This window comes from Bradyrhizobium sp. CCH5-F6, from assembly GCF_001556045.1.
Classification (GTDB): domain Bacteria; phylum Pseudomonadota; class Alphaproteobacteria; order Rhizobiales; family Xanthobacteraceae; genus Bradyrhizobium.
On sequence record NZ_LSIC01000183.1, the window covers coordinates 23,828 to 49,201 of the forward strand.

General features: G+C 65.7%; 21 protein-coding genes and 1 pseudogene. 19 read left to right on the plus strand and 3 right to left on the minus strand.

Annotation, left to right across the window (positions count from 1 at the left end; translation table 11 throughout):
• Position 1: 1 nt before the first annotated feature.
• Positions 2-250: a DUF3551 domain-containing protein gene (locus AX729_RS31305; protein ID WP_061028039.1), complete on the minus strand. Its 249-nt coding sequence runs from the start codon at positions 248-250 to the stop codon at positions 2-4.
• A gap of 1 nt (position 251) precedes the next feature.
• Complete coding sequence (locus AX729_RS31310) at positions 252-560, minus strand: DUF3551 domain-containing protein (RefSeq protein ID WP_061028040.1); 309 nt, start codon at positions 558-560, stop codon at positions 252-254.
• A 253-nt stretch (positions 561-813) separates the two neighbouring features.
• Here AX729_RS31310 and AX729_RS31315 point away from each other — a divergent pair, with 253 nt between their 5' ends.
• The 16 genes and pseudogenes from AX729_RS31315 (at position 814) to fabZ (ending at position 21,924) form a co-directional block, all read left to right on the plus strand.
• Complete coding sequence (locus tag AX729_RS31315; protein WP_061028041.1) at positions 814-1,539, plus strand: outer membrane protein; 726 nt, start codon at positions 814-816, stop codon at positions 1,537-1,539.
• A gap of 474 nt (positions 1,540-2,013) precedes the next feature.
• Positions 2,014-5,517 carry a DNA polymerase III subunit alpha gene (gene dnaE / locus AX729_RS31320; protein WP_061028042.1) on the plus strand — a complete coding sequence of 1,168 codons (3,504 nt, stop codon included), beginning with the start codon at positions 2,014-2,016 and terminating at the stop codon, positions 5,515-5,517.
• Between the two features lie 130 nt (positions 5,518-5,647).
• Complete coding sequence (locus AX729_RS31325; protein ID WP_061028043.1) at positions 5,648-6,391, plus strand: carbonic anhydrase; 744 nt, start codon at positions 5,648-5,650, stop codon at positions 6,389-6,391.
• A 148-nt stretch (positions 6,392-6,539) separates the two neighbouring features.
• Positions 6,540-7,061 (plus strand): hypothetical protein, encoded by a 522-nt coding sequence (locus AX729_RS31330; RefSeq protein ID WP_061028044.1) that lies wholly within the window; start codon positions 6,540-6,542, stop codon positions 7,059-7,061.
• Positions 7,062-7,241: 180 nt separating this feature from the next.
• Positions 7,242-9,681 (plus strand): annotated as a pseudogene (locus tag AX729_RS31335) (caspase family protein).
• Positions 9,682-9,992: 311 nt separating this feature from the next.
• Positions 9,993-10,988: a 30S ribosomal protein S2 gene (locus AX729_RS31340; RefSeq protein ID WP_061028045.1), complete on the plus strand. Its 996-nt coding sequence runs from the start codon at positions 9,993-9,995 to the stop codon at positions 10,986-10,988.
• Between the two features lie 133 nt (positions 10,989-11,121).
• Positions 11,122-12,045, plus strand: coding sequence for a translation elongation factor Ts (gene tsf / locus AX729_RS31345; protein ID WP_061028046.1), 924 nt, complete (start codon positions 11,122-11,124; stop codon positions 12,043-12,045).
• Positions 12,046-12,105: 60 nt separating this feature from the next.
• On the plus strand, positions 12,106-12,822 hold the full coding sequence (gene pyrH, locus AX729_RS31350) for a UMP kinase (RefSeq protein ID WP_061028120.1): 717 nt from the start codon (positions 12,106-12,108) through the stop codon (positions 12,820-12,822).
• 66 nt (positions 12,823-12,888) lie between these two features.
• Positions 12,889-13,452: a ribosome recycling factor gene (gene frr / locus AX729_RS31355; protein ID WP_061028047.1), complete on the plus strand. Its 564-nt coding sequence runs from the start codon at positions 12,889-12,891 to the stop codon at positions 13,450-13,452.
• 99 nt (positions 13,453-13,551) lie between these two features.
• A complete protein-coding gene (locus AX729_RS31360) occupies positions 13,552-14,310 on the plus strand; it encodes an isoprenyl transferase (RefSeq protein WP_061028048.1) in 759 nt (252 codons plus the stop codon).
• A complete protein-coding gene (locus tag AX729_RS31365) occupies positions 14,307-15,149 on the plus strand; it encodes a phosphatidate cytidylyltransferase (protein ID WP_061028049.1) in 843 nt (280 codons plus the stop codon). Before AX729_RS31360 ends, AX729_RS31365 begins: the two co-directional genes overlap by 4 nt.
• A gap of 4 nt (positions 15,150-15,153) precedes the next feature.
• The gene (dxr, locus tag AX729_RS31370; protein ID WP_061028050.1) at positions 15,154-16,377 is read left to right on the plus strand and encodes a 1-deoxy-D-xylulose-5-phosphate reductoisomerase; all 1,224 of its coding nucleotides are present in this window, start codon (positions 15,154-15,156) and stop codon (positions 16,375-16,377) included.
• 43 nt (positions 16,378-16,420) lie between these two features.
• Complete coding sequence (gene rseP / locus AX729_RS31375) at positions 16,421-17,572, plus strand: RIP metalloprotease RseP (protein ID WP_061028051.1); 1,152 nt, start codon at positions 16,421-16,423, stop codon at positions 17,570-17,572.
• Positions 17,573-17,747: 175 nt separating this feature from the next.
• Entirely contained in the window at positions 17,748-20,276 is a 2,529-nt protein-coding gene (bamA, locus tag AX729_RS31380; RefSeq protein WP_061028052.1) for an outer membrane protein assembly factor BamA, read from the plus strand.
• A gap of 125 nt (positions 20,277-20,401) precedes the next feature.
• Positions 20,402-21,466, plus strand: a complete 1,065-nt coding sequence (gene lpxD / locus AX729_RS31385; RefSeq protein WP_061028053.1) for a UDP-3-O-(3-hydroxymyristoyl)glucosamine N-acyltransferase — start codon at positions 20,402-20,404, stop codon at positions 21,464-21,466.
• Positions 21,463-21,924 carry a 3-hydroxyacyl-ACP dehydratase FabZ gene (gene fabZ, locus AX729_RS31390; RefSeq protein WP_024341283.1) on the plus strand — a complete coding sequence of 154 codons (462 nt, stop codon included), beginning with the start codon at positions 21,463-21,465 and terminating at the stop codon, positions 21,922-21,924. Before lpxD ends, fabZ begins: the two co-directional genes overlap by 4 nt.
• 5 nt (positions 21,925-21,929) lie before the next feature.
• Here the strand turns inward: fabZ and AX729_RS31395 are convergent, their stop codons facing one another.
• The gene (locus AX729_RS31395) at positions 21,930-22,253 is read right to left on the minus strand and encodes a KTSC domain-containing protein (protein ID WP_061028121.1); all 324 of its coding nucleotides are present in this window, start codon (positions 22,251-22,253) and stop codon (positions 21,930-21,932) included.
• Between the two features lie 177 nt (positions 22,254-22,430).
• On the opposite strand from AX729_RS31395, the gene lpxA reads away from it, so the two are divergent.
• Genes lpxA through lpxB form a run of 3 tightly spaced genes read left to right on the plus strand, consistent with a single transcriptional unit; the run spans position 22,431 to position 25,280 of the window.
• Positions 22,431-23,222 carry an acyl-ACP--UDP-N-acetylglucosamine O-acyltransferase gene (gene lpxA, locus AX729_RS31400; RefSeq protein ID WP_061028054.1) on the plus strand — a complete coding sequence of 264 codons (792 nt, stop codon included), beginning with the start codon at positions 22,431-22,433 and terminating at the stop codon, positions 23,220-23,222.
• Positions 23,223-23,241: 19 nt separating this feature from the next.
• Positions 23,242-24,099 carry an LpxI family protein gene (locus AX729_RS31405; RefSeq protein ID WP_061028122.1) on the plus strand — a complete coding sequence of 286 codons (858 nt, stop codon included), beginning with the start codon at positions 23,242-23,244 and terminating at the stop codon, positions 24,097-24,099.
• Positions 24,096-25,280 carry a lipid-A-disaccharide synthase gene (lpxB, locus tag AX729_RS31410; protein ID WP_156457307.1) on the plus strand — a complete coding sequence of 395 codons (1,185 nt, stop codon included), beginning with the start codon at positions 24,096-24,098 and terminating at the stop codon, positions 25,278-25,280. Before AX729_RS31405 ends, lpxB begins: the two co-directional genes overlap by 4 nt.
• Positions 25,281-25,374 lie beyond the last annotated feature (94 nt).

The window sequence follows — 25,374 nt, forward strand, 5'->3', positions numbered from 1 at the left end:
CTTATCGGTTGCGCTTCGCCCCGCGGGCGGATTTCTCCCGTACGAAGTACGGGTTCACGACGCAACTCGCAGAGCGCCCGACGGCGAGATATCGGCACTGTTCGAGCGAGCCGTAGCGGCAGTCGAAATAGCCGACGGGGCCGTAGATCTGCATGCAGACCGGATAGTCCGGATCATAGGTCTGCGCGTCAGCGCGTCCGCCGTTTGAGAGTGCGGCGATCGCGATCAGCGCGAGGCTGGCGCCGCGCATTTCAGCGCGGCAGGAAGTAGCCCGGCGTCAACGCGCGCGGACGATTCTGATACGCGTATGGATCGTCGCTCCGTCCAGCGAAATACGGATTGGCGATGCAGGTCAGCGGGCGGCCGGACGCGCTCGCCTGACACTGCGCGTAAGTATCGAATCTGCAGTTGCTCAGTCCTGGCCATTCATCACCGGTCAGGCAGAAGGGATGATTCTTGCCGAATGCGCGCGCCGGCGTGCTGGCACTCGATGCGAGTACGAATGTGACGAAAGCGAGCGAAAATGTGGCGACAATGGGAAGAGTAACTCGGCCGCGCATCTCGATTCTCCAATCACGCGAATGTGCATGCGACGCTCGTACGCGCGCACGCGGCTTGTGTCCTGTAGTCGACATTGGAAGTCATGAAAACACTTGTTTCAAAGGGTTTCCAGCGCGCGCTGCTAAACGTTCGTTAATGAAGCGCGGCCCTTTGACTATGACTGTTGCGTCGCGGCTACAGCAATTCCGTCGATCGCTGTTATCACGACGCAACGGCCCGGGGGCCTACTGAAGAAACTGGAACGGGAATAGAATGAAGAAGAATGTTTTGCTCGCCGCTGTCAGCCTCGTCGCGCTCAGCGCGGCTGCGCCGGCGCTGGCTGCTGACCTCGCGGCGCGGCCCTACACCAAAGCTCCGCCTGCGGCGATCGCCGCCGTCTACGACTGGAGCGGCTTTTACATCGGCGTCAACGGCGGTGGCGGTTCGGCTCGCAGCACCTGGGACGTCGTCGGCGGCGGCCGCGAAGGCTCGCATGACGCAACCGGCGGCACCGTCGGCGGTCAGATCGGCTATCGCTTTCAGTCCGGCCAGTTCGTGTTCGGCCTCGAAGGTCAGGGCAACTGGGCTGACTTCTCGGGCGACAATGTCAGCGCGCTGTTTGCGACTCGCAACCGCTCGCGCATCGACTCGTTCGGTCTGATCACCGGTCAGGTCGGCTACGCCTGGAACAACGTGCTGCTCTACGTCAAGGGCGGTGCGGCTGTCGTCGGCGCCAAGTACGACGTCTACAGCACGGCTTCCGGTGCGCTGCTGGCCTCGAACGACCAGACGCGTTGGGGTGGCACGGTCGGTGCCGGCCTCGAGTTCGGCTTTGCGCCGAACTGGTCGGTTGGCGTCGAGTACAACCACATCTTCCTGCAGGACAAGGACGTGTCGTTCGCGCTCATCCCGGCGACCGATCGCGTCCGTCAGGACGTCGACATGGGCCTCGTCCGCCTGAACTACAAGTTCGGCGGCCCGATGCTGACCCGCTACTGAGACGAACCGCTTCTCAGGAAGCGTTCGTCGAAAAGCCCCGGCTTCGCGCCGGGGCTTTTTTATTACGTCAAATCAACGAGTTAACCATTCCCGTTTGGAAGGCGCGGGACAGCTTGACTCCCGAGAACAAAGAAAGAACAATGTTCTGCATACGTTCCAACAAAGGGAGCAGGCCATGTTCAGGGTTTTCGTGGAAGAAGCCGCCGCGCTGGCGTCCATCACGCTGTTCGTCGGGATGATCGCGATCTGGGCTCAGGTGATTCCACAGCTCTAGACGGTGAGCTTGCCGCGGCCGTTTGGGGAAAACCGGGATGACGTGTCCGATCGGCCGCTCCGGCGTGGACTCTGGAGCAGTGACGCCCCACCATTGTGAGGCGAGTCGGCCGGGCGGTGCGGGATGCTCTCGTGGTCTCCCTGACATCCCCTGGCGCCGGCGACCGCTCCATCTCATCTGCAAGAGGCCGTCACGCGATCATGCCGAGCGCCGGATTTGTCCACCTTCACGTTCACTCGGCCTATTCGCTGCTCAAGGGCTCGATCAAGATCGCCAAGCTCGCCGAGCTTGCGAAGAAGGACCACCAGCCCGCGCTGGCGCTGACCGACACCGACAATCTGTTCGGTGCGCTGGAGTTCTCCGACAAGATGGCGGGCTCCGGCATCCAGCCGATCGTCGGCTGTGAGCTCGCGATCGATTTCGGCGATCAGGATCCGAATGCGCGCAACGCGATGGCGCCGTCGCGGGTGGTGCTGCTGGCGGCGCAGGAGCGCGGCTATCGCAGCCTGATGCGGCTGAACTCGCGCGCGTTCCTCGAATCGCCGGACAGCCATGCTCCGTTCATCAGGTTCGACTGGCTCGAGGGCGAGACCGAGGGCCTGATCGCGCTGACGGGCGGACCGGACGGGCCGGTCTCGCTCGCGCTCGCCGGCGGCCATGCCGAGCTCGCCGCGCTGCGCTGCGAGCGTCTGGCCGGCCTGTTCGGCGACCGCCTCTACATCGAATTGCAGCGCCACAACGCCGAAAAGGAGCGGCGCGTCGAAAGCGGCCTGATCGACATCGCCTACGCCAAGGGCCTGCCGCTGGTTGCAACCAACGAGCCGTATTTCGCGACGACCGACGATTACGAAGCCCATGATGCGCTGCTGTGCATCGCCGGCGGCCGGCTGATCGCCGAGACCGAGCGCGAGCAGCTGACGCCGGATCATCGCTTCAAGACGCGCGCCGAGATGGCGGTGCTGTTCGCCGACATTCCGGAGGCGCTGGCTTCCACGGTGGAGATCGCCGAGCGCTGCTCGTTCCGGCCGATGACGCGCAAGCCTATTCTGCCGTTCTTCACCGTCGGCGCCGCATCGAGCTCGGATGCGGCCGCGGTCGAGGCCGCCGAACTGAAGCGGCAGGCGGAGGAGGGGCTCGCCAACCGCCTGCGCGTCCACGGCCTCTCGCAAGGCACGACGGAGGAGACTTACGCCAAGCGGCTCGCCTTCGAGCTCGACGTCATCACCCGCATGAAATATGCGGGCTACTTCCTGATCGTCTCCGACTTCATCAAATGGGCGAAGTCGCAAGGCATTCCGGTCGGGCCCGGCCGCGGCTCCGGCGCCGGCTCGCTGGTCGCCTGGGCGCTGACGATCACCGATCTCGATCCGATCAAGTTCGGCCTGCTGTTCGAGCGCTTCCTCAATCCCGAACGCGTGTCGATGCCGGATTTCGACATCGACTTCTGCCAGGACCGCCGCGGCGAGGTGATCCAATACGTGCAGCAGCGCTACGGCCGCGATCAGGTCGCGCAGATCATCACCTTCGGTACGCTGCAGGCGCGAGGCGTGCTGCGCGACGTCGGCCGCGTCCTCCAGATGCCCTATGGCCAGGTCGACAAGCTCACGAAACTGGTGCCGCAGAATCCTGCTGCACCGGTGACACTGGCCGCCGCGATCGAGAGCGAGCCGAAGCTCCAGGCGTTCCGCGACGAGGACCCGGTGGTGGCGCGCGCCTTCGACATCGCGCAGCGCCTCGAAGGCCTGACGCGCCACGCCTCGACGCATGCGGCCGGCATCGTGATCGGCGATCGCCCCTTGAGCGAGCTCGTGCCGCTCTACCGCGATCCCAAATCCGACATGCCGGTGACCCAGTTCAACATGAAATGGGTCGAGCCGGCCGGCCTCGTCAAGTTCGACTTCCTCGGCCTGAAGACGCTGACCGTGCTCGACGTCGCCTGCAAGCTGCTCAAGCCGCGCGGCATCCATGTCGATCTCGCGACACTGCCGATCGATGACGCCGAGAGCTACCAGATGCTGGCACGCGGCGATGTGGTCGGCGTGTTCCAGGTTGAAAGCCAGGGCATGCGGCGGGCGCTGATCGACATGCGCCCCGACCGTTTCGAGGACATCATCGCGCTGGTCGCGCTCTATCGACCGGGCCCGATGGCGAACATTCCGACCTATTGCGCGCGCAAGCACGGCGACGAGGAGCCGGAATATCTGCATCCCGTGCTGGAGCCGATCCTCAAGGAGACCTTCGGCGTCATCATCTACCAGGAACAGGTGATGCAGATCGCCCAGGTGATGTCGGGCTATTCGCTCGGCGACGCCGACCTGTTGCGCCGCGCCATGGGCAAGAAGATCCGCGCCGAGATGGACAAGCAGCGCGACATCTTCGTCGCGGGCGCGGTGAAGAACGGCGTGCCGAAGGGACAGGCCGAGACCATCTTCGAACTCTTGGCGAAGTTCGCCGACTACGGCTTCAACAAGAGCCACGCGGCGGCTTACGCGCTGGTGTCCTACCACACCGCCTACATGAAGGCGCATTATCCGGTGGAGTTCATCGCCGCGTCGATGACGCTCGATCTCAACAACACCGACAAGCTCTCCGAATTCCGCTCCGAGGCGCAGCGCCTCGGCATCAAGGTGGAGCCGCCCAACATCAACCGCTCGGGCGCGACCTTCGAGGTCGGCGAGAACACGATCTACTACGCGCTCGCCGCGCTCAAGGGCGTCGGCATCCAGGCGATCGAGCAGATCATCGCGGAGCGGACGAAGAATGGCCTCTTCACCTCGCTCGCCGATTTCGCCGCCCGGGTCTCGCCGCGCGCGATCAACAAGCGCATCATCGAAAGTCTCGCCGCCGCCGGAGCGTTCGATACGCTGGAGCCGAACCGGGCGCGCGTCTTTGCCGGTGCCGATGCGATCCTCGCCGCGTGCCAGCGCGCGCACGAGGCGGCGACCATCGGCCAGAACGACATGTTCGGCAGCTCGGCGGATGCACCGACCATCATGCTGCCGCAGGTCGAGCCGTGGCTGCCGGCCGAGCGGCTGCGCCGCGAATACGACGCGATCGGATTCTTCCTGTCCGGCCATCCGCTCGACGACTACGCGACCGTGCTCAAGCGGCTGCGGGTGCAGAGCTGGGCCGAGTTCTCGCGCGCGGTCAAGACCGGCGCGACCGCCGGGAAGGTTGCGGCGACCGTGGTCTCGCGCATGGAGCGGCGCACCAAGACCGGCAACAAGATGGGCATCATGGGCCTGTCCGATCCGACCGGGCATTTCGAGGCGGTGCTGTTCTCTGAAGGCCTTGCGCAATATCGCGACGTGCTGGAGCCGGGCGCGGCCGTGCTGCTCCAGCTCGGCGCCGAGCTGCAGGGCGAGGACGTCCGTGCCCGCGTGCTGCACGCCGAGCCGCTCGACGACGCCGCGGCCAAGACGCAGAAGGGCCTGCGCATCTTCCTGCGCGACACCAAGCCGCTGGACTCGATCGCCAAGCGTCTCGCGGGACCCGACATGGCCGCCTCCAACGGTGGCGCGCCGAAGGTCGGCAGTCCCGGCATCGCGCCGCGCTCCAACGGCGACGGCGAGGTCTCGCTGGTGATGATGCTCGACCTCGAGACCGAGGTGGAGATGAAGCTGCCCGGCCGCTTCAAGGTCTCGCCGCAGATCGCCGGCGCGATCAAGGCGGTCGCGGGCGTCGTGGACGTGCAGCAGCTCTGACGTTGCCTGCGGCGCCGCAAACCAAAGCTTAACTATCCGGCCCGCACGTGGTTTCGAAGTCGCCCGCGCGCAGCTATCAGTTGTTGTCTGGACAATCTCGTTCCGCGGGAAACAAGGAAGAACAACAACCATGTGCGACAAATGCTCCGAAAATCTGCATCAACCTGTTGCTCCCTCCCGGCGCTCCATGATGCTCCTTGCCGGCTCGGCACTCGCGGCGACGGCGTTTGGCGGGTCCGCGTTCGCGAAGGAGGCGAAGGCGCCCCCGAAGCCGCAGAACGTGCTGTCGCCCGATGCGGCGCTGAAGCGGCTGATGGAAGGCAATACACGCTACGTGTCGGGCGTGTCGCGCCGCCACGATTTCAAGCACGAGCGCGAGGCATTGGTCGGCGGTCAGAATCCTTACGCTGCCGTTTTGAGCTGCGCGGATTCGCGCATCGCGCCCGAATATGCCTTCGACAGCGGACGCGGAGACCTGTTCGTGTGCCGCGTCGCCGGCAATTTCGCCGGCGATGAGACCGTTGCGAGCATGGAATACACCGTCGCCGTGCTCGGCACGCCCCTGATCCTGGTGCTCGGCCACGACAATTGCGGCGCAGTCGATGCGACCATCAAGTCGCTGAAGGACGACAAGCCGTTGCCAGGGCACATCCCCTCGCTCGTCGCCGCGATCGCGCCGGCGGTGAAGACGGCGGCCCAGCAGAGCGGAAACGCGCTCGACAACGCCATTCGCCAGAATGTCCTCGACAACGTTGCCAAGCTGAAATCGGCGGCCCCGATCCTCAACGCAGCGGTCGAGCAGGGCAAGCTCAAGGTGGTCGGCGGCATCTATCGGCTGAGCACAGGCAGCGTCGAGTTGATCGCCCAGGGCTGAGCCCGACCGAGCATCGAAGCCTGGCGGTCGCGCCTCTTCTCTCCGGAGGCCGGCCGCAAGGTCGGCACAGGCAACGATGCCGGCCGTGTTGCAATCACTGGCTGTCTTGCGCTAGCCTCACCCTTGGATAGGGTGCCGGGGGGCGTCGATGGTTTTGCGTGGGGTTGCGCTGCTCATCGCGGCGGCTGCGCTGTGTGGCTGTCAGACAGAGCGGAGGGGGCTGGATTACGCGACCGCGATGCAGAGGATCGGACCGCCGAAGGCGGGGCATGCGCGCATCGTGGTGTTTCGCGAGAAGGGATTCGGGGGCGTGGCCGACGCAGGCTGGGAGTTTGCGTTGGATGGCGCGGTGCTCAAGGGGTTGAAGACCGGCACTTACCTCTACGTCGATCGGCCGGCCGGCCCGCATCAGTTTTTCGCGGCAGAGCCCGGTTTTCCCGGCGAGACGCGTCAGGACATCTCGGTCCAATCCGGTCGAACCTATTTCTATCTGGCCCGCAACAGCGACCGCAAGAATGCGGTGATCGCCAATGCGAGCACCGGACTGCTGGGATACGGGCTCACCCTGGCGATGACGGCGGCGTACAAGAATCCGGGGCCGGTCGATTTCTCGCCCGTTGACGAGGCGGCCGCGCGGACGACCGTCGCCGAACTGAAACTGGCCGAGTGATCCGGGGCGAGCGGACGCGTCGCGATATCGTTGCAGCGAGGCTGACGCCGGCGATGGGGCGGCCATGCCACCGCCCCAATCCAAGCTTTCGTTGTTCAAGCCTTTCGTTCAACTGCCGTTCAGCCGGCCGCGCGCCTCATGCCTGGTGGCACCTCAACTGCAATAGCGGGCAAGCAAGCCATGCGTGAAACGCTCAGAGCCTTCATCCGCCTTCTGCTGCCGATCGTGGCCCTTGCCGTCGTCGCGCCGGACCAGGCGCGCGCGCAGCAGCCGGAGAAGCGCATCGCGCTCGTGGTCGGCAACGGGGCCTATTCCAAATCGCCGCTGGCAACGACGGCCAATGATGCCGGCCTGATCGCGCAGACGCTCCAGGCGGCCGGCTTCGACGTGGTCGGCGCGCGCGATCTCGACGGCGACACGCTGCGCAAGAGCTTGCGCGATTTCATCCAGAAGGCCCAGGCCTCGGGACCGGGCACCGTCGCGATGATCTATCTCGCCGGCTATGGCGTGCAGCTTGCCGGCGAGAACTATTTCATCCCGGTCGATTCCAGCATCACCCGCGACACCGACATACCGACCGAGGCCCTGCGCATCGGTGACTATGTGCGCCAGCTCGCATCCATTCCACTCAAGGCCAGCATCGTCGTGCTCGACGCGGCCCGCGCGCAGCCCTTCATCGAGGGCGGTCAGCCGATCGCGAGCGGTCTGGCGCTGGTGGAACCCGAGGCGAACATGCTGATCGCCTTAAACGCGGCGCCCGGCACGGTGGCCCCTGTCGAGCCGGGGCCTTACGGCATCTATGCACAGTCGCTGGCGGAAATGATCCGCACGGGCGGACTGCCGCTGCCCGAGGTGTTCGACCGGGTTCGCCTGCGCGTCAACGAGGCCAGCAAGGGCGCACAGGTGCCCTGGAACGAGCAGAAGATATCGGCGCAGTTCTCGTTCTTCGAGCGCGGGCCCGACGCGCCGCCGCCGGAGACTGCGCCCGATCAGGTCGCCGCGATCCGCAACAAGCCCATCCGTGATCTCGGCGTGCAGGATGCCTATGCCGCCGCGCTCGAGCGCGACACGCTGGCAGCCTATGAGGAGTTTCTCGCGGCCTATCCGAGCGATCCGCTGTCGAAGCGTGTCCTGGCAATCGTCGCCGCGCGCCGCGAAGCCCTCACTTGGCGGCGGACCTACCGGACCGACACGCCGGAGGCCTATTGGTCGTATCTGCGCCGCTATCCGCGCGGTCCGCACGCGGCGGATGCGCGGCGGCGCCTCGCGATCCTGACCGCGCCGGCCGAGCCGCCGCCGAGCTTCGCGATGATCGACTACGACGTTCCGCCGCCGCCGCCGGAGGAGGTGATCTATGTCGATCGCCCGGTGCTGTATTTCAGCGATCCTGATTTCGGCTTCGCGCCGCCACCGCCGCCGCCAGTGTATTATCTGCCGCCGCCGCCGCCGGATTTCGTCGTGCTGCCGCCGCCGCTGCCGGTCATAGGCTTGTTCGTGTTGCCGCAGCCGGTGTTCGTGCCGATCCCGGTGTTCGTCAGGCCGCCAATCTATGTCGCGCCGCCGCCGAACAACATCATCTACCGGAACATCCACAATACGACGGTCATCAACACCGTGATCAACCGCCCGCCGCCACCGGCCGCCGGGCCGGCGCCCGGACCTGGCAATCTGGCGCCGGCAGTTGCCGGCCGTGCCACGACGGCAGGTCCCGCGCGCCGCCCTGATCCAGCAGGGCAAGGCACCAATGCCGCCGAGCGCAACGATCCAGCCGACGGTGAGGCCGGGTATCCCGGCGCCGGGTCCGGCCAATGTTGCTCCTGCCACGACCCCGCCGCCGGCCGCGGCCAAGCTGCCGCAGGCCAATACGCCGCCGCAGGCTAACACGCTGCCGATGCCCGGAACGCCTGGCGGACCGCCGCCTCCGGCCGGGGCAGGGGGAACGCCCGGGGCCGCCCCGTCTCATGGCAAACCCGCTGCAGCTGCCGCGGCGCCCACGGGCAACGTTCCGCCGGCGCAGCCGAACGCGGGGACCGCCACGGCTCCGCCCGCGTCCGGAGTTTCGACGCCCCCGTCCGCGGCGTTGCCCAGGCCCGGCGCATCGGCTCCGTCCGCGACTGACCCGCGCGGTAGGCCGGCCGGCGCCCAGCCCGGCGTTTTGCCGCCCCCGAGCGCAGCCACCAGCAAACCTGTGGCGGTCCCGCCCACGGCCAAACCCGCAACGCCTCCGTCGCCGCCAGTGGCGGCGCGGGTGCCCTCCGGAGTTCGGGATCACCGGCCACCGCCGCCTCCACCGCAGGCCGCAAGGCCCGCCGCACCGCCACCGCCTCCTCAGGCCCTGGCGAGACCGACGCCGCCGCCTCCGCCCCGGGTTGCACCGCCTCCGCCGCCGCGAGCTGCGCCTCCGCCCGTGGCCGTGGCTCGCCCCGCACCACCGCCGCCGGTTGCGCGGCCGGCGCCACCTCCGCCTCCGATGGCGCGGCCTGCGCCGCCGCCACCTCCTGTCGCGCGGCCTGCGCCGCCTCCCATGGCGGCCGCGCCGCCGCGTGCGGCGCCGCCTCCGCCAGCGCGGCCGGCGGGCCCGCCGCCAAAGACCTGCCCGCCCGGCCAGCCGAGGTGTTAGAGCGTTTTCGAGCTAAGTGGACACCGGTTCGCGTCAAGAAAACGCGTCAAAACAAAAGACTAGAGCCCGTTCCGATTCTACCGGAACGGGAAAGGCTCTAGGAGGCTCAGGGCAGGGAGGTCTGGAAGCGACGGGAGCTTGCGAGCGTCCCAAACGCCCCCCTTATTTCCTTGCTTCTGGCCGAAATGGCGCTATATAGCGCGCCATCTCACACGGAAACATGGCTCACAAGGCCGTCCGGTGGCAGCCGGGGCGAGAACGCTCCGTTTTGCTCACACGTTTCCGGAGGAACCAACCGGAGAATTAGAACGATGGCGCTACCCGATTTCACCATGCGTCAGCTGCTCGAAGCTGGCGTGCACTTTGGTCACCAGTCTCACCGCTGGAATCCGAAAATGGCTCCGTTCATTTTCGGCACCCGCAACAACATCCACATCGTCGACCTCGCCCAGACCGTGCCGATGCTGCACCAGGCCCTCCAGGCCGTCAGCGACACGGTGGCCAAGGGCGGCCGCATCCTGTTCGTCGGCACCAAGCGCCAGGCGCAGGACGGAGTCGCGGACGCTGCCAAGCGCTGCGCGCAGTACTTCGTCAATTCGCGCTGGCTCGGCGGCACGCTGACCAACTGGAAGACGATCTCGGCCTCGATCAAGCGCCTGCGTCACCTCGACGACGTGCTCTCGAGCGGCGAAGCCAATTCCTACACGAAGAAGGAGCGCCTGACTCTGCAGCGCGAGCGCGACAAGCTCGATCGCTCGCTCGGCGGCATCAAGGACATGGGCGGTCTGCCCGACCTGATCTTCGTGATCGACACCAACAAGGAAGACATCGCGATCCAGGAAGCCCAGCGGCTCAACATCCCGGTCGCCGCGATCGTCGACACCAATTCGGACCCGAAGGGCATCACCTATGTGGTGCCGGGCAATGACGATGCCGGCCGCGCCATTTCGCTGTACTGCGATCTCATCGCGCGTGCGGCGATCGACGGCATCTCGCGCGCCCAGGGCGATTCGGGCATCGACGTCGGTGCCTCTGCCCAGCCGGTCGTCGAAGAGTTGCCGGCGCCCTCGTCGAGCGGCTTCCAGGGCCTCGCAGGTCCGCGCGGCACCGCCGACGACCTCAAGAAGCTCCCGGGCGTGTCGGGCGCGATCGAGAAGAAGTTCAACGACCTCGGCATCTTCCACTATTGGCAGCTCGCCGAGCTCGACCACGACACCGCGCACACGATCGGCGAAGAAGTCGGTCTGCCGAGCCGCGCGGACGCCTGGGTGGCCAAGGCCAAGGCGCTGACCGCGGAAGCGGAATAGTCAAAAAGAGCGACGGGTTGGCCGGATAGGATCCGGCCACCATTTCAGTTGACGCGAATTCCTGAGATGGACCGCGGCGGGGCGATTGGATGCCACGCCGCGGCAAACCGGCAGGCACAAAGGATTTTCAACGATGGCAACGATCACAGCTGCGATGGTCAAGGATCTGCGCGAGTCGACCGGCGCAGGCATGATGGACTGCAAGGCCGCGCTCACGGAAAACGACGGCAACATGGAAGCCGCGCAGGACTGGCTGCGCAAGAAGGGTTTGTCCAAGGCCGCCAAGAAGTCGGGCCGCGTCGCGGCCGAGGGTCTGATCGGCGCGCTCACCAAGGGTACCAAGGGTGTCGTGGTCGAGGTCAACTCCGAGACCGACTTCGTCGCGCGCAACGGCCAGTTCCAGGGGCTGGTCAAGATGATCGCCCAGGTCGCCTTCGATGTCGGCGCCGACGTCGAGAAGATCAAGGCTGCCAAGGCCGGCGACGTCACGATCGAAACCGCCATCAATGATGCGATCGCCACCATCGGCGAGAACATGACGCTGCGCCGTGCCGCCCAGCTCGAAGTGAGCCAGGGCGTGGTCTCGCATTACGTCCACGGGGCCGTCGTCGACGGCGCTGGCAAGATGGGCGTGCTCGTGGCGCTGGAATCGCCGGGCAAGGCCGACGAGCTCGCCGCGCTCGGCCGCCAGATCGCGATGCATGTCGCGGCCACCAACCCGCTGGCGCTCGATCCCTCCGGTCTCGATCCGGCCGTGGTCAAGCGCGAAAAGGACGTGCTCGCCGACAAGTACCGTCAGCAGGGCAAGCCCGAGAACGTGATCGAGAAGATCGTCGAGTCCGGCCTCAAGACCTACTACAAGGAAGTCTGCCTGCTCGAGCAGGCCTTCATCCACGACACCGGCAAGTCGGTGGCGCAGGCGGTGAAAGAGGCCGAGGGCAAGGTCGGCGGCGCCGTGAAGATCGCGGGCTTTGTGCGCTATGCTCTCGGCGAGGGAATCGAGAAGCAGGAAAGCGACTTCGCGGCCGAGGTCGCCGCGGCCAGCGGCAAGAAGTAAGCGCCGGAACGTTCCTTCCGGCTTGCCGCCGGAAGCGGCGCCCGGACAAGGAAGGTGCTCATGACTGATCCGGTCTATCGTCGCGTCGTGATCAAGCTTTCCGGCGAATATCTCGCGGGACAGCAGGGCTTTGGCATCGATCAGCCGACCGTCGACCGGGTTGCGGACGATCTGATCGCCGCCCGCCATCTCGGTGCCGAGGTCGCGGTCGTGATCGGCGGCGGCAACATGGTCCGCGGCGTCGAGGTCTCCTCCCGCGGGGTGTCGCGGACCACCGGCGACACCATGGGCATGCTCGCCACCATGATGAACTGCCTCGCGCTGGAAGCGGCGATCGAGCGCAAGGGCACGCCGGCACGGACGCTGTCGGCCTTCGTCATGCCCGAGATTTCCGAGCTGTTCACCCGCACCGCGGCACACAAATATCTGGCCGAAGGCCGGATCGTGCTGCTCGGCGGCGGAACCGGCAATCCGTTCTTCACCACTGATACGACCGCGGTGCTCCGCGCCGCCGAGATCGGCGCCCAGGCCGTCCTGAAGGCGACCAATGTCGACGGAGTCTACTCGGCAGATCCGAAGAAGGATCCGACCGCCACGCGGTTCGACCGCCTGTCGCATTCGCAGGCGATCGAGGGCGGCTACAAGGTGATGGATGCGACCGCCTTCGCGCTTGCCCGCGAGACGTCGCTGCCTATCATCGTATTCTCGATCGCGGAGCCGGGGTCGATCGGCGCGATTCTGCGTGGCGTCGGCCACGGAACCATCGTCGCCGGCTGACGGCTCGTTCGGCTTGCCCGAGGGAAGGGCGCGGAGCGGTCGCCGGGATTTTGAAGGAGGAACGTGATGGCCACGGGTAATTTCGACCTGAACGAACTGAAGCGCCGCATGCAGGGCGCCGTCCAGTCCCTCAAGCACGAGCTCGGCGGCCTGCGCACCGGCCGCGCCTCAGCCTCCATGCTCGATCCCGTGCAGGTCGAGGCCTATGGCAGCCACATGCCCCTCAACCAGCTCGCCACCGTCAGCGTGCCGGAGCCGCGCCTGATCTCGGTGCAGGTCTGGGACAAGTCGATGGTCAAGGCCGTCGAGAAGGCGATCGTCGATTCCAATCTCGGCCTGTCGCCGGCGACCGAGGGCCAGGTGCTGCGCCTGCGCATCCCCGAGCTCAACGAGGAGCGTCGCAAGGAGCTGGTGAAGGTCGCGCACAAATACGCCGAAGCCGCCAAGGTCGCCGCGCGCCACGTCCGCCGCGACGGTCTCGACGTGCTCAAGAAGCTCGAGAAGAATCACGAGATGTCGGAGGACGATCAGAAGCGTCACGCCGACGAGGTGCAGAAGGCGACCGACGGTACCATCGCCGAGATCGACCAGCTGCTGGCCGCCAAGGAAAAAGAAATCCTCACCGTCTAAAGCGCGATGAATGGTCATCGCGCTTAGGTTATTGTTTGCGCATGATCTTTTCGGAAAACCGCTTCGCACTTTTCCGGATCATGCTTTGAGGCCGCCATAATGTCCAACGCCGCCGCGCCAGCAACGGAAGGGCCAGACCGGTCCGAGGCGCCTGCGCATGTCGCCATCATCATGGATGGCAACGGGCGTTGGGCGGCCGCGCGCGGCTTGCCGCGTGCGGAAGGACACCGCCGCGGTGTGGACGCGCTGCGCCGCGTGGTGCGCGCCTCGCACGAGCTCGGCATCCGCTATCTCACCATCTTCTCGTTCTCTTCGGAGAACTGGTCGCGCCCGGCGAGCGAGATCGGCGACCTGTTCGGCCTGCTGCGGCGCTTCATCCGCAACGATCTGGCGAGCCTGCATCGTGACGGCGTCAAGGTTCGCATCATCGGCGAGCGCGAGGGGCTCGAGAACGACATCTGCACGCTCCTCAACGAGGCCGAGGAGCTGACACGCGACAACACGCGCCTGACGCTCGTCGTCGCCTTCAACTACGGCTCGCGGCAGGAGATCGCGAAAGCGGCGCAGAAGCTCGCCCGCGAGGTCGCGGAGGGCAGGCGGGATCCTGCCACGATCGACGCCGAGACGCTTGGCACGTATCTCGACGCGCCCGACATTCCCGACCCCGATCTCATCATCCGCACCAGCGGCGAGCAGCGTCTGTCCAACTTCCTGATGTGGCAGGCCGCCTATAGCGAACTCGTGTTCGTGCCGATCCACTGGCCCGACTTCGACAAGGCGGCGCTGGAAAGCGCGATCGCCGAATTTGCCAGGCGCGAGCGTCGTTTCGGCGGCTTGGTCGCGAAAACCGCCTCGTGAGCGACCCCGATGCCGCACCGGCGGGCTCGCAGCCTGCCCCGAGCAATCTCATGCTGCGAGTCATCGCAGCGCTGGTGCTGGCGCCGCTTACCATCGCGATCGCCTATGTCGGCGGTTGGCTGTGGGCGCTTCTCGTCACGCTGGTCTCGATCGGGCTGTTCGCGGAATGGCTGATGGTGGTGGGCGCGGGATCGGCCGCGCTGACCGGGGCAGGGACGGTCGTCATCGCCATGATGGGGGCCGCCGTCGCTTTTGGCGCGCTCAAGACGTCCGTCATCACGGGCCTCATCGGCGGCGCGATCGTGACGCTGATCGCGCGGGGCAAGTTCTTGTGGGCAGCGACCGGCTTCGCCTACGCGGCGGCGGCGCTGCTGGCGGCGATCCTGGTGCGGAAGGATCTCGTCAACGGTTTCTCCGCACTGATGTTCGTGCTGCTGGTGGTGTGGGCGACCGATATCGGCGGCTATTTCGCCGGCCGCAGCATCGGCGGACCGAAGCTGTGGCCGCGCGTGAGCCCGAAGAAGACCTGGGCGGGTGCACTCGGCGGCTTTGTCGCAAGCCTTCTGGTTGCGGTGGGCTTTGCGGCCTGCGGCTTTGGAAAGCTGGCACCGTTGCTGCTCGTCAGCGCCGTCCTGTCGGTGGTATCGGCCTTGGGCGATCTGTTCGAATCCGCAGTGAAGCGGCGCTTCGGCGTCAAGGATTCCAGTCACTTAATTCCAGGCCATGGCGGGCTAATGGACCGTCTGGACGGTTTTGTCGCCGCCATCCTGGCGGCCTGGATTATCGGCTTTCTCCGCCATGGTGTGCATAGCGCCGGAAGCGGTCTTATGGTTTGGTGAGGATATGAGCGCGGTCCCATTGCGTAACAACAGGCTTGCGGCGTCCGACGTCCGCAGCGTCACGGTTCTCGGCGCCACCGGCTCGATCGGCGACAGCACGATGGACCTGCTGCGCGCCTCGCCCGAGCGCTATCGCGTCGAGGCACTGACGGCGAACGGCAATGTCGCAGCGCTGGCCAAGCTCGCCAGGGAATTCTCCGCGCGCTTTGTGGCGATCGCCGATACCTCCAAGCTCGCCGAGCTCAAGGCCGCTCTAGCGGGCACCAGCACCGAATGCGGCGCGGGCGAAAGCGCGGTGATCGAGGCCGGCGCGCGCCCCGCCGACTGGGTGATGGCGGCCGTGAGCGGCGCGGCCGGATTGAAGCCGGCCCTGGCGGCGGTCGATCGGGGCGCCCATGTCGCGCTCGCCAACAAGGAGTGTCTGGTCTGCGCCGGCGATTTCTTCATGCAGCGTGCGGCAAAAGCGGGCGCCTGCATCCTTCCGGCCGATTCCGAGCACAATGCGCTGTTCCAGGCGCTGAGCTCAGGCAATCGCGACGAGCTCGTCCGCGTGATCATCACCGCCTCCGGTGGCCCGTTCCGGACCTGGAAGCCCGCCGACATCGAGCAGGCGACGCTCGAACAGGCCCTGAAGCATCCGAACTGGAGCATGGGCCAGAAGATCACGATCGATTCCGCCTCGATGATGAACAAGGGGCTTGAGGTGATCGAGGCGTCCTATCTGTTCGCGCTCACGCCGGACGAGATCGACGTGCTCGTTCATCCGCAGTCGATCATCCACGGCATGGTCGAGTTTTCCGACCGCTCGGTGGTGGCCCAGCTCGGCGCGCCCGACATGCGCACGCCGATCGCGCATTGCCTCGGCTGGCCCGATCGCATCAAGGGGCCGGCGGCCAAGCTGGACCTCGCCAAGATCGGCCAGCTGACTTTCGAGGCGCCGGACTTCGAGCGCTTCCCCGGACTTCGGCTGGCCTACGAGTCGCTGCGGACCGGGAAGGGGGCGACCACCGTCTACAACGCCGCCAACGAGGTCGCGGTCGCCGCCTTCATCGCCGGCAAGATCCGGTTCGGCGCCATCGCCCGGCTGGTCGAGGCGACCCTCGACGATTGGGCCAAAGGCGGTAACCAGGCGCCCCTGACGTCCGCCGACGATGCAATCTCTGTTGACCATGTTGCTCGAAATAGAGCTGCCGCCCTATTGCCTCAAATTGCCTTAAAGGCATCCTAGTTGGTTCGGGCCAGGGCCTTGCGGCGCTGGGTAAGGGAAATCGATGATCGACTTTTTTGTCCATAGTTTCAATACTTTGAGCCATGGGCTCCTCGGCTACGCGGTTCCCTTTCTTTTCGTCCTGACCATCGTCGTGTTCTTCCACGAGCTCGGCCATTTCCTGGTCGCGCGCTGGGCGGGCGTTCGGGTGCTGACCTTTTCGCTCGGGTTCGGACCTGAGCTGATTGGTTTCAACGACCGCCATGGCACCCGCTGGAAGATCTCGGCAATCCCGCTCGGCGGCTACGTCAAGTTCTTCGGCGACGAGAGCGAGGCCTCGACCCCCTCGACTCAGACGCTCGCGGCCATGACGGCCGAAGAGCGCGCCGGCAGCTTCCACCACAAGAAGGTCGGCCCGCGTGCGGCCATCGTCGCGGCCGGACCGATCGCCAATTTCATCTTGGGTGCGCTGATCTTCGCCGGCATGGCCCTCTATTACGGCAAACCGAGCACCATCGCGCGCGTCGACGGTGTCGTCGCCGATGGGGCGGCGGCTGCGGCGGGCTTCAAGATCGGGGACGTCGTCGTCCAGATCGACGGCAAGCCGATCGAGAGCTTTGCCGACATGCAGCGAATCGTTGCGATGAACGCCGGTTCGACGCTTACCTTCCAGGTGAAGCGCGACGGCGCCATCGTCTCGCTGACCGCGACCCCGGCGCTGCTCGAGCGCAAGGATCCATTCGGCAACAGCCACCGTCTCGGCGTGCTCGGTATCGAGCACAAGTCGCAGGCCGGGGAGGCCTCGACCGCGCCGGTCGGGGTCGGTGAGGCGCTCAAGATCGGGGTCGAGCAGGTCTGGTTCATCATCACCAGCACGTTCAAGTTCCTAGGCTCGCTGTTCGTCGGACATGGCAACCCGAACGAGGTCAGCGGCGTCCTGGGAATCGCGAAGATGTCCGGGCAGGCGGCCAGCGCCGGGTTCCAGTTCGTGATCAATCTCTGCGCGGTGCTGTCGGTCTCGATCGGCCTGTTGAACCTGTTCCCGATCCCGCTGCTCGATGGTGGCCACCTGATGTTCTATGCGGCCGAGGTGGTCCGTGGCCGGCCCTTGTCCGAGCGAACCCAGGAGATGGGGTTCCGAATCGGGCTCGGCCTGGTGCTGATGCTGATGGTGTTCGCGACCTACAACGACATCCTGCGGATGGCCGCTTCCTGATAGGGGCTTTTTTGTGGCGTTGCTGTTCAGCAACGTCTTGGAATGAAATTGAAATTACGGCGCTTTCGGCCGTTTGCGGCGTCGACGAAATTGGCTACAAGCGGCCTGAACTTGGGGAATCTCCGGACCGGCGTTGGGGTTGGTCTGGCACGGAATGATAAGGGCGCGTTGCGCGATGAAGTTTGGACTGCGACTCCGGGGGGGCTTGCTCGCAACCCTGATCATGTTCGGCGCGCCGATGGTTGCCCCGGTTGGGGCCGTTTTCGTGTCTTCGCCTGCGCTCGCTCAGACCGTTCAGTCGATTACCGTCGAAGGAAATCGCCGCGTCGAGGTGGAGACGATCCGCTCCTATTTCAAGCCGGGTCCGGGCGGCCGCCTGGATCAGGGTGCCATCGACGACGGCCTCAAGGCGTTGATCGAGACTGGCCTGTTCCAGGACGTCAGGATCAACCGCGGCGCGGGCGGCCAGCTCATCGTCTCCGTGGTGGAAAACCCGGTGATCGGGCGCGTCGCCTTCGAGGGCAACAAGAAGATCAAGGACGAGCAGCTCACCACTGAAGTCCAGTCCAAGGCGCGCGGCACCTTCTCGCGCGCCATGGTGCAGTCCGATACGCTGCGAATCGCCGAAATCTATCGCCGCTCCGGCCGCTATGATGTGCGCGTCACGCCCGAAATCATCGAGCAGCCGAACAATCGCGTCGACCTGATCTTCACCATCGAGGAGGGCGCCAAGACCGGCGTCAAGTCGATCGAGTTCGTCGGCAACAACGCGTTCTCGTCCTACCGCCTCCGCGACGTCATCAAGACGCGCGAATCGAACCTCTTGAGCTTCCTCGCTACCGGCGACATCTACGATCCCGATCGCGTCGAAGCCGACCGCGACCTGATTCGCCGCTTCTATCTCAAGAACGGTTTCGCCGACGTCCAGGTGGTGGCTGCGCTGACCGAATACGATCCGGAAAAGAAGGGCTTCAACGTTACCTTCAAGATCGAGGAAGGCGCGCAGTATCGCGTCGGCGCGGTCGATTTCCGCTCCAGCATTCCGAACTTCGATCCATCGTCGATGCGCACCTATTCGCGCGTCCATGTCGGCTCGCTCTACAATGTCGAATCGGTCGAGAAGTCGGTCGAGGAGATGCAGATCGAGGCCTCGCGCCGCGGCTATGCCTTCGCCGTGGTCCGGCCCGGCGGCGACCGCAACTTCGAAGCCCACACGGTGTCGGTCGTTTTCAACATCGACGAGGGCCCTCGCACCTATATCGAGCGTATCAACCTGCGCGGCAACACCCGCACGCGCGACTACGTGATCCGCCGCGAGTTCGACATCTCGGAAGGAGATGCCTACAACCGCGCGCTCGTCGATCGTGCCGAGCGGCGCCTGAAGAACCTCGACTACTTCAAGAGCGTGAAGATCACGACCGAGCCCGGCTCGTCGAGCGACCGCGTCATCCTGGTCGTCGACATGGAAGAGAAATCGACCGGCGACTTCTCGATCTCGGGCGGCTACTCCACGACCGACGGCGCGCTGGCCGAAGTCTCGGTCTCCGAGCGAAATCTGCTCGGGCGCGGCCTGTTCGCCAAGGCCTCGGTGACCTACGGCCAGTACGCACGCGGCTACTCGCTGTCGTTCGTCGAGCCGTATCTGCTCGACTACCGCGTCGCGCTCGGCCTGGATCTCTACCAGCGTGAGCAGCTGGCCAACAGCTACATCTCCTACGGCACCAAGACGCTCGGCTTCTCGCCGCGCCTCGGCTTCTCCCTGCGCGAGGATCTGGCCCTCCAGGTACGCTACTCGATCTACCGTCAGGAAATCACGCTGCCGTACTACCTGGCGAACTGTAACAACAATCTGGGCACATCGGCATTCAACCCGAGCCCGGCCTTCGCTGCGTCGCAGACGCCGCCGATCGACCTGACCTCGACCAATGGCCTCGGCTGCTACAGCGACGGTGAAGCCTCGCTGCCGGTACGCAAGGAGCTTGCCAACGGCAAGACCCTGACCTCGGCGATCGGCTATACGCTGACCTACAACACGCTGGACAACAACAAGAACCCGACCGACGGTCTGCTCGTCGACTTCCGGCAGGATTTCGCTGGCGTCGGCGGCGACGTCTCCTACCTGAAGTCGGTCATCGATGCGAAGTACTACACTCCGCTGGTGTCCGACATCGTTGGCCTCGTACGCCTGCAGAGCGGCATGCTGAACAAGATCGGCAGCGATCTGCGCATGCTCGACCACTTCCAGATGGGCCCGAACCTCGTCCGAGGCTTTGCCCCGAACGGCATCGGCCCGCGCGACTTGAACCCCTTCGGGACGCAGGACGCGCTCGGCGGCACCAAGTACTGGGGCGCTTCGCTCGAGCTGCAGATGCCGTTCTGGTTCCTGCCGAAGGAAGTGGGTCTGAAGGGCGCGGTCTATGCGGACGCCGGCGGTCTCTATGATTACAAGGGACCGACGAGCTGGACCGCAACCAACGAGGTCAACGCTCCCGGCTGTATCCCGTCAACGATCAATCCGACGTCCACGGGGACCTGCACCGGCCTCGTGTATGACGACAGCAAGGTCATTCGCTCGTCGGTCGGTGTTGGCCTGATCTGGCAGTCGCCGTTCGGACCGCTGCGCTTCGACTACGCTGTGCCGCTCAGCAAGGGCAAGTACGACCGCACGCAGGAGTTCCGGTTCGGCGGCGGCACCACGTTCTAAGTCGATCAGCACGGCACGATCCGGATCGCTGGAGCCGGTTTCCGAAAGGGATCGTGCCAATCCAAGACATGAGGCATGATGCGGCCTGACCGCTTCATGCCGAAGCCGGACCGCGACGGGGTGGAATGGCGCAGCCGACCTTCTTCACAAAGCCGCCTGCCACAGCGCTGGCCGAAATTGCCACGCTGACAAAGGCGCAGCTGGTCGACCCCGCGAGGGGCGGCCAAATCATCACGGGTCTGGCGTCGCTGGACGAAGCGGGCCCGGCGCATCTGGCATTCTTCGACAACCTCAAATATGTCGATCAGCTCAGGGCGACCAGGGCGGGTGCCTGTCTGGTCAGTCCGCGTTTCGAGGCCGAGGTGCCCGCGCACGTGGCGGTGCTGCGGGTGGCGCAGCCATTCCGCGCCTTCGTCAGGATCGCGCGGGAGTGGCACGGCGACGCGCTCAGGCCGCAGTCCTGGGTCGGCAATGAGGGCATCGCGCCGTCGGCCATCATCGATCCCACGGCGCGGCTAGAGGACGGCGTGATCGTAGACCCCCTGGCTGTGATCGGCGCGGACGTCGAGATCGGCAGCGGCACAGTGATCGGCGTCGGGGCGGTGATCGGCCCCGGCGTCAAGATCGGTCGGGACTGCAATGTCGGCGCCCGCACGGCGATCCAGTGCGCCCTGATCGGCAACAACGTGCTGATCCATCCGGGCTGCTCGATCGGCCAGGACGGCTACGGCTTCATCTTCTTCGGTCCCGAGGGCCATCTGAAGGTGCCGCAGACCGGTCGGGTGCTGATCCAGAACGACGTCGAGGTCGGCGCCAACACCACGATCGACCGCGGATCCCTGCGCGACACCGTGATCGGCGAGGGGACCAAAATCGACAATCAGGTCCAGATCGGCCACAATGTGACGATCGGCCGGCACTGCCTGCTGGCGGCCCAGATCGGCCTCGCCGGCAGCCTGACCATCGGCGACAACGTGGCGCTGGGAGCAAAGGTTGGGATCAACAATCACCTCAAGATCGGCGACGGGGCCCAGGTCACCGCGATGAGCGGCGTCAAGGACGACATCCCGGCGAACGGTCGCTGGGGCGGCTTTTTTGCCAAGCCGACCAAGCAGTGGTTCAAGGAAATCATCGCGGTGGAGCGGCTGGTACGCGACAGCAAGGCCGATAAGGACGAGGGACGGGAATGACGGCGGAATCACCTGTTAAGTTCGAGCTGGTGGATATCAACGCGATCCTCCAGACCCTGCCGCACCGCTTTCCAATGCTGCTGATCGATCGCGTGATCAACATCCGCGCCGATTACAGCGGCATCGGCATCAAGAACGTCACCTTCAACGAGCCGGCCTTCCAGGGGCACTTCCCCGAGCGTCCGGTCTATCCCGGCGTCATGATGATCGAGGCGATGGCGCAGACCGCGGGCGTGATCGGCATCAAGTCGGTCGAAGGCACCGAGAAGCCGCGGGCGGTCTATTTCCTCACCATCGACAAGTGCAAGTTCCGCAAGCCGGTGCTGCCCGGCGATACCATCGAATATCACATGCGCTCGCTCGGCCGCCGCAAGGCCATGTGGTGGTTTCACGGCGATGCCAAGGTCAACGGGCAGGTCGTCGCGGAAGCCGATGTCGGCGCGATGTTGACGGACTGAGCGGCTTACGCGCCGCAATCGTAGCGGCGGCCCGCGGCGGCGCGCCCGATGGCCCGGTTGAAGAACTGGCCCATGGACGGCGCGCCCAGGAGGCGTTCGACCGTGTCAGGCGTCACGCCGCAATAGCGGTCATAGGCGCCGTTCGTTGCGACGACGAGGTCCTGCCGCGCACGATCGTAGCAGACCCGCTGAACCACCGTGCTCCGCGTGATGTCGCGGCACTCGAACGTTCCGAGATCGACGAAGTGCCGCGCCCGGGTCTCGACCGTCTCGGAGACGACAGGAGCCGCCGCGAGCTGTGCGAGCAGAAGTGCCAGGGTTCTGACCACGATAACCTCGAGCTTCGCATGAACACGTTGAAGGCCCGGAAGGGCCGCCTCATCCGGTACCTGAAACACGCCGAGATGATACGTCACTGGACAGATCGGGCATAGTCGCGCTAACCACCCGAAAACCAAGCGACTTCAATACATAACCAGACCTTCTTGACGAGTAAGATTGGCTTGATGAGCAAGATTGATCCCACCGCACGGGTCGCGGACGGCGCCGTGATCGGCGAGGGCACCGAGATCGGACCCTATTGCATCATCGGCCCGAACGTGGTGATCGGCACGAACTGCAAGCTGATCGGGCACGTGCATGTCACCGCGCAGACCACGATCGGTGACGATTGCACCATCTACCCTTTCGCCTCGCTCGGCACACCGCCGCAATCGCTCGGCTATCGCGGCGAGCTGACGCAGCTCAGGATCGGCTCTAGCTGCACCATTCGCGAATCCGTGACAATGAACGCCGGCACTGTCGCCGGCGGCGGCATCACGACGGTGGGCGACCGCGGCTATTTCATGAATTGCAGCCACGTCGGCCACGACTGCCACGTCGGCAATGACGTGATCTTCGCGACCTCGGCAACGCTCGGCGGTCATTGCGAGATCGGCGACTTCGTCTTCATCGGCGGTCTGTCCGCGGTGCACCAGTTTACCCGCATCGGGCCGCAGGTCATGGTCGGCGGAGTGTGCGGCGTGCGCGACGACATCATCCCGTTCGGCCTCGTCAACGGCCAATATGCGGTGCTGGAAGGTCTCAACCTGATCGGGATGAAGCGGCGCAAGTTCACCAAGCAGCGGCTTGCGACCGTGCGCGCATTCTACCAGAAGCTCTTCCATGGCCCCGGCACCTTCGCCGAGCGGCTGGAGGCGTCCAGGCCGCTCGCGGGCGAAGACCCGGCGATTGCCGAGATCCTCGACTTCATCGGCAAGGGCAAGCGCCCGCTTTGCCTTCCCGCCATCGCAAAGTGATTTCCGAATGGCCGCGGGCATGACATCGGCGGCTTCGGAGATTTCATCGCCGGTCGGCGTGGTCGCCGGCGGCGGCGCGATGCCGTTCGCGGTTGCCGACTCGCTCGCCGCGCGCGGAATCACGCCGGTGCTGTTTCCGCTGCGCGGAGCCTGCGATCCGGCGCGGGTGGAGAAATTCCGTCATCGCTGGATCTCGGTCGGCCAGCTCGGCCGCGCGATGCGGCTGTTCCGCGAGGAAGGCTGCCGCGACCTGATCTTCATCGGCACGTTGGTCCGGCCTTCGCTGTCCGAGATCCGTTTCGACATCAAGACACTGCGCCTGCTCGGCAATGTCATCCGCGCCTTCCGCGGCGGCGACGACCATCTGCTGTCAGGTGTCGGCCGCCTCCTCGAGCAGGACGGCTTCCGCATGGTCGGCATCAAGGATGTCGCGCCCGATCTGCTGATGCCCGAGGGCTGCATCAGCCGCGCCTGGCCGAATGACAACGCCAAGACGGACATCGAGCGCGGCCGCGCGGCGCTGACCGCGCTGGGTCCGTTCGACATCGGCCAGGCGGCGGTGGTGATCGATGGCCATGTGGTCGCGGTCGAGGACATCGAGGGTACCGACGCGCTGCTCGCGCGCGTCGCGCGGCTGCGCGAGGAGGGCCGCATTCGCACGGCGACGGGACGCGGCGTGCTGGTGAAGGTGCCGAAGAGCGGCCAGGATCTGCGCTTCGATCTGCCGACGATCGGCCCGCGCACCATCGAGGGCGTCGCGGCGGCCGGCCTTGCGGGCATCGCCGTCATCGCCGGCAACACCATCGCCGCCGAGCCGCAGGCGATGATCGCGCTCGCCGACGCGAAATATCTCTTCATCATCGGCCTGCCGGCGTGATGCACGATCGCGATCCCGAGCGGAAGATCTTCCTGATCGCCACGGAGGAATCCGGCGACAGGCTCGGCAGTGCCTTGATGAAGGTGCTGCGCCAGCGCCTCGGCGACGGCGTGCAGTTCGTCGGCGTCGGCGGCCGCACCATGGCGCGCGAGGGGCTCGAGACCTTGTTTCCGATCGAGGAGCTCTCCATCGTCGGCTTCGCCGCGGTGGTGCAGCAATTGCCGAAGATCCTGCGGCTGATCCGCGAGACCGCCGACGCGGTGACCGAGGCCGCGCCCGACGCCCTCGTCATCATCGACAGCCCCGATTTCACCCACCGCGTCGCCCGCCGCGTGCGTTCGCGCAGTCCGTCGATCCCGATCGTCGATTACGTCTCGCCCCAGCTCTGGGCATGGCGGCCGGGACGGGCGCGGACCATGCTCGGCTATGTCGATCACGTGCTCGGCCTGTTGCCCTTCGAGCCCGAGGAATACCGCAAGCTCGGCGGCCCGCCCTGCAGCTATGTCGGCCATCCCTTGATCGAGCAATTGTCCTCGCTGCGGCCGAATGCTGAGGAGCAGGCTCGCCGCGACGGCGAGCCGCCGGTGTTGCTGGTGCTGCCCGGCAGCCGCCGCAGCGAGATCCGGCATCACCTCGGCGTGTTCGGTGCGGCACTCGGCCGGTTGCAGGCGCAGGGGCGCGCGTTCGATCTGATGCTCCCGACCATGCCGCATCTCGAAGCCACCATTCGCGAGGGCATCGCGAACTGGCCGGTCAAGCCTCGAATCGTGACTGGCGAGAACGAGAGGCGCGCTGCCTTCCGCATTGCCCACGCCGCGCTGGCCAAGTCCGGCACGGTGACGCTCGAGCTCGCGCTGTCGGGCATTCCGATGGTGACGGCTTATCGCGTCGGCGCGATCGAGGCCTTCATCCTGCGTCGCGCGATCCGCGTCTCCTCGGTGATTCTCGCCAATCTGGTAATCGGCAAGGACGTCATTCCCGAGTATTTGCAAGAGGACTGCACGCCCGAGAAGTTGGCCCCGGCGCTCGCTGAGTTGCTGACGGATTCGCCGCTGCGACGTGCGCAGGTGGAGGCGTTCGCCCGTCTCGATCAGATCATGTCGACCGGCAACAAATCGCCGAGCGTGCTCGCGACTGACATCGTGCTCGCCACGATGCGGAAGGGCAAGAGGACAGGCTAGGGAGTGTCCTCATAAGCGCCTGCTTACATGGCTGGGAGATGGACGACCGATTCGCATCGGTCGTCTCTCTCTGCCTTATTGTATCGTTGTGATA

Bases quoted from the DNA above. Each gene is read 5' to 3' on its own strand.
- dnaE (WP_061028042.1), top strand. From the start codon at position 2,014: ATGCCGAGCGCCGGATTTGTCCACCTTCACGTTCACTCGGCCTATTCG.
- lpxD (WP_061028053.1), top strand. From the start codon at position 20,402: ATGGCGCAGCCGACCTTCTTCACAAAGCCGCCTGCCACAGCGCTGGCC.
- frr (WP_061028047.1), top strand. From the start codon at position 12,889: ATGGCCACGGGTAATTTCGACCTGAACGAACTGAAGCGCCGCATGCAG.
- AX729_RS31325 (WP_061028043.1), top strand. From the start codon at position 5,648: ATGTGCGACAAATGCTCCGAAAATCTGCATCAACCTGTTGCTCCCTCC.
- bamA (WP_061028052.1), top strand. From the start codon at position 17,748: ATGAAGTTTGGACTGCGACTCCGGGGGGGCTTGCTCGCAACCCTGATC.
- lpxA (WP_061028054.1), top strand. From the start codon at position 22,431: ATGAGCAAGATTGATCCCACCGCACGGGTCGCGGACGGCGCCGTGATC.
- AX729_RS31360 (WP_061028048.1), top strand. From the start codon at position 13,552: ATGTCCAACGCCGCCGCGCCAGCAACGGAAGGGCCAGACCGGTCCGAG.
- tsf (WP_061028046.1), top strand. From the start codon at position 11,122: ATGGCAACGATCACAGCTGCGATGGTCAAGGATCTGCGCGAGTCGACC.
- AX729_RS31330 (WP_061028044.1), top strand. From the start codon at position 6,540: ATGGTTTTGCGTGGGGTTGCGCTGCTCATCGCGGCGGCTGCGCTGTGT.
- AX729_RS31315 (WP_061028041.1), top strand. From the start codon at position 814: ATGAAGAAGAATGTTTTGCTCGCCGCTGTCAGCCTCGTCGCGCTCAGC.
- AX729_RS31405 (WP_061028122.1), top strand. From the start codon at position 23,242: ATGACATCGGCGGCTTCGGAGATTTCATCGCCGGTCGGCGTGGTCGCC.
- rseP (WP_061028051.1), top strand. From the start codon at position 16,421: ATGATCGACTTTTTTGTCCATAGTTTCAATACTTTGAGCCATGGGCTC.
- dxr (WP_061028050.1), top strand. From the start codon at position 15,154: ATGAGCGCGGTCCCATTGCGTAACAACAGGCTTGCGGCGTCCGACGTC.
- AX729_RS31310 (WP_061028040.1), bottom strand. From the start codon at position 560: ATGCGCGGCCGAGTTACTCTTCCCATTGTCGCCACATTTTCGCTCGCT.
- pyrH (WP_061028120.1), top strand. From the start codon at position 12,106: ATGACTGATCCGGTCTATCGTCGCGTCGTGATCAAGCTTTCCGGCGAA.
- AX729_RS31305 (WP_061028039.1), bottom strand. From the start codon at position 250: ATGCGCGGCGCCAGCCTCGCGCTGATCGCGATCGCCGCACTCTCAAAC.
- fabZ (WP_024341283.1), top strand. From the start codon at position 21,463: ATGACGGCGGAATCACCTGTTAAGTTCGAGCTGGTGGATATCAACGCG.
- AX729_RS31340 (WP_061028045.1), top strand. From the start codon at position 9,993: ATGGCGCTACCCGATTTCACCATGCGTCAGCTGCTCGAAGCTGGCGTG.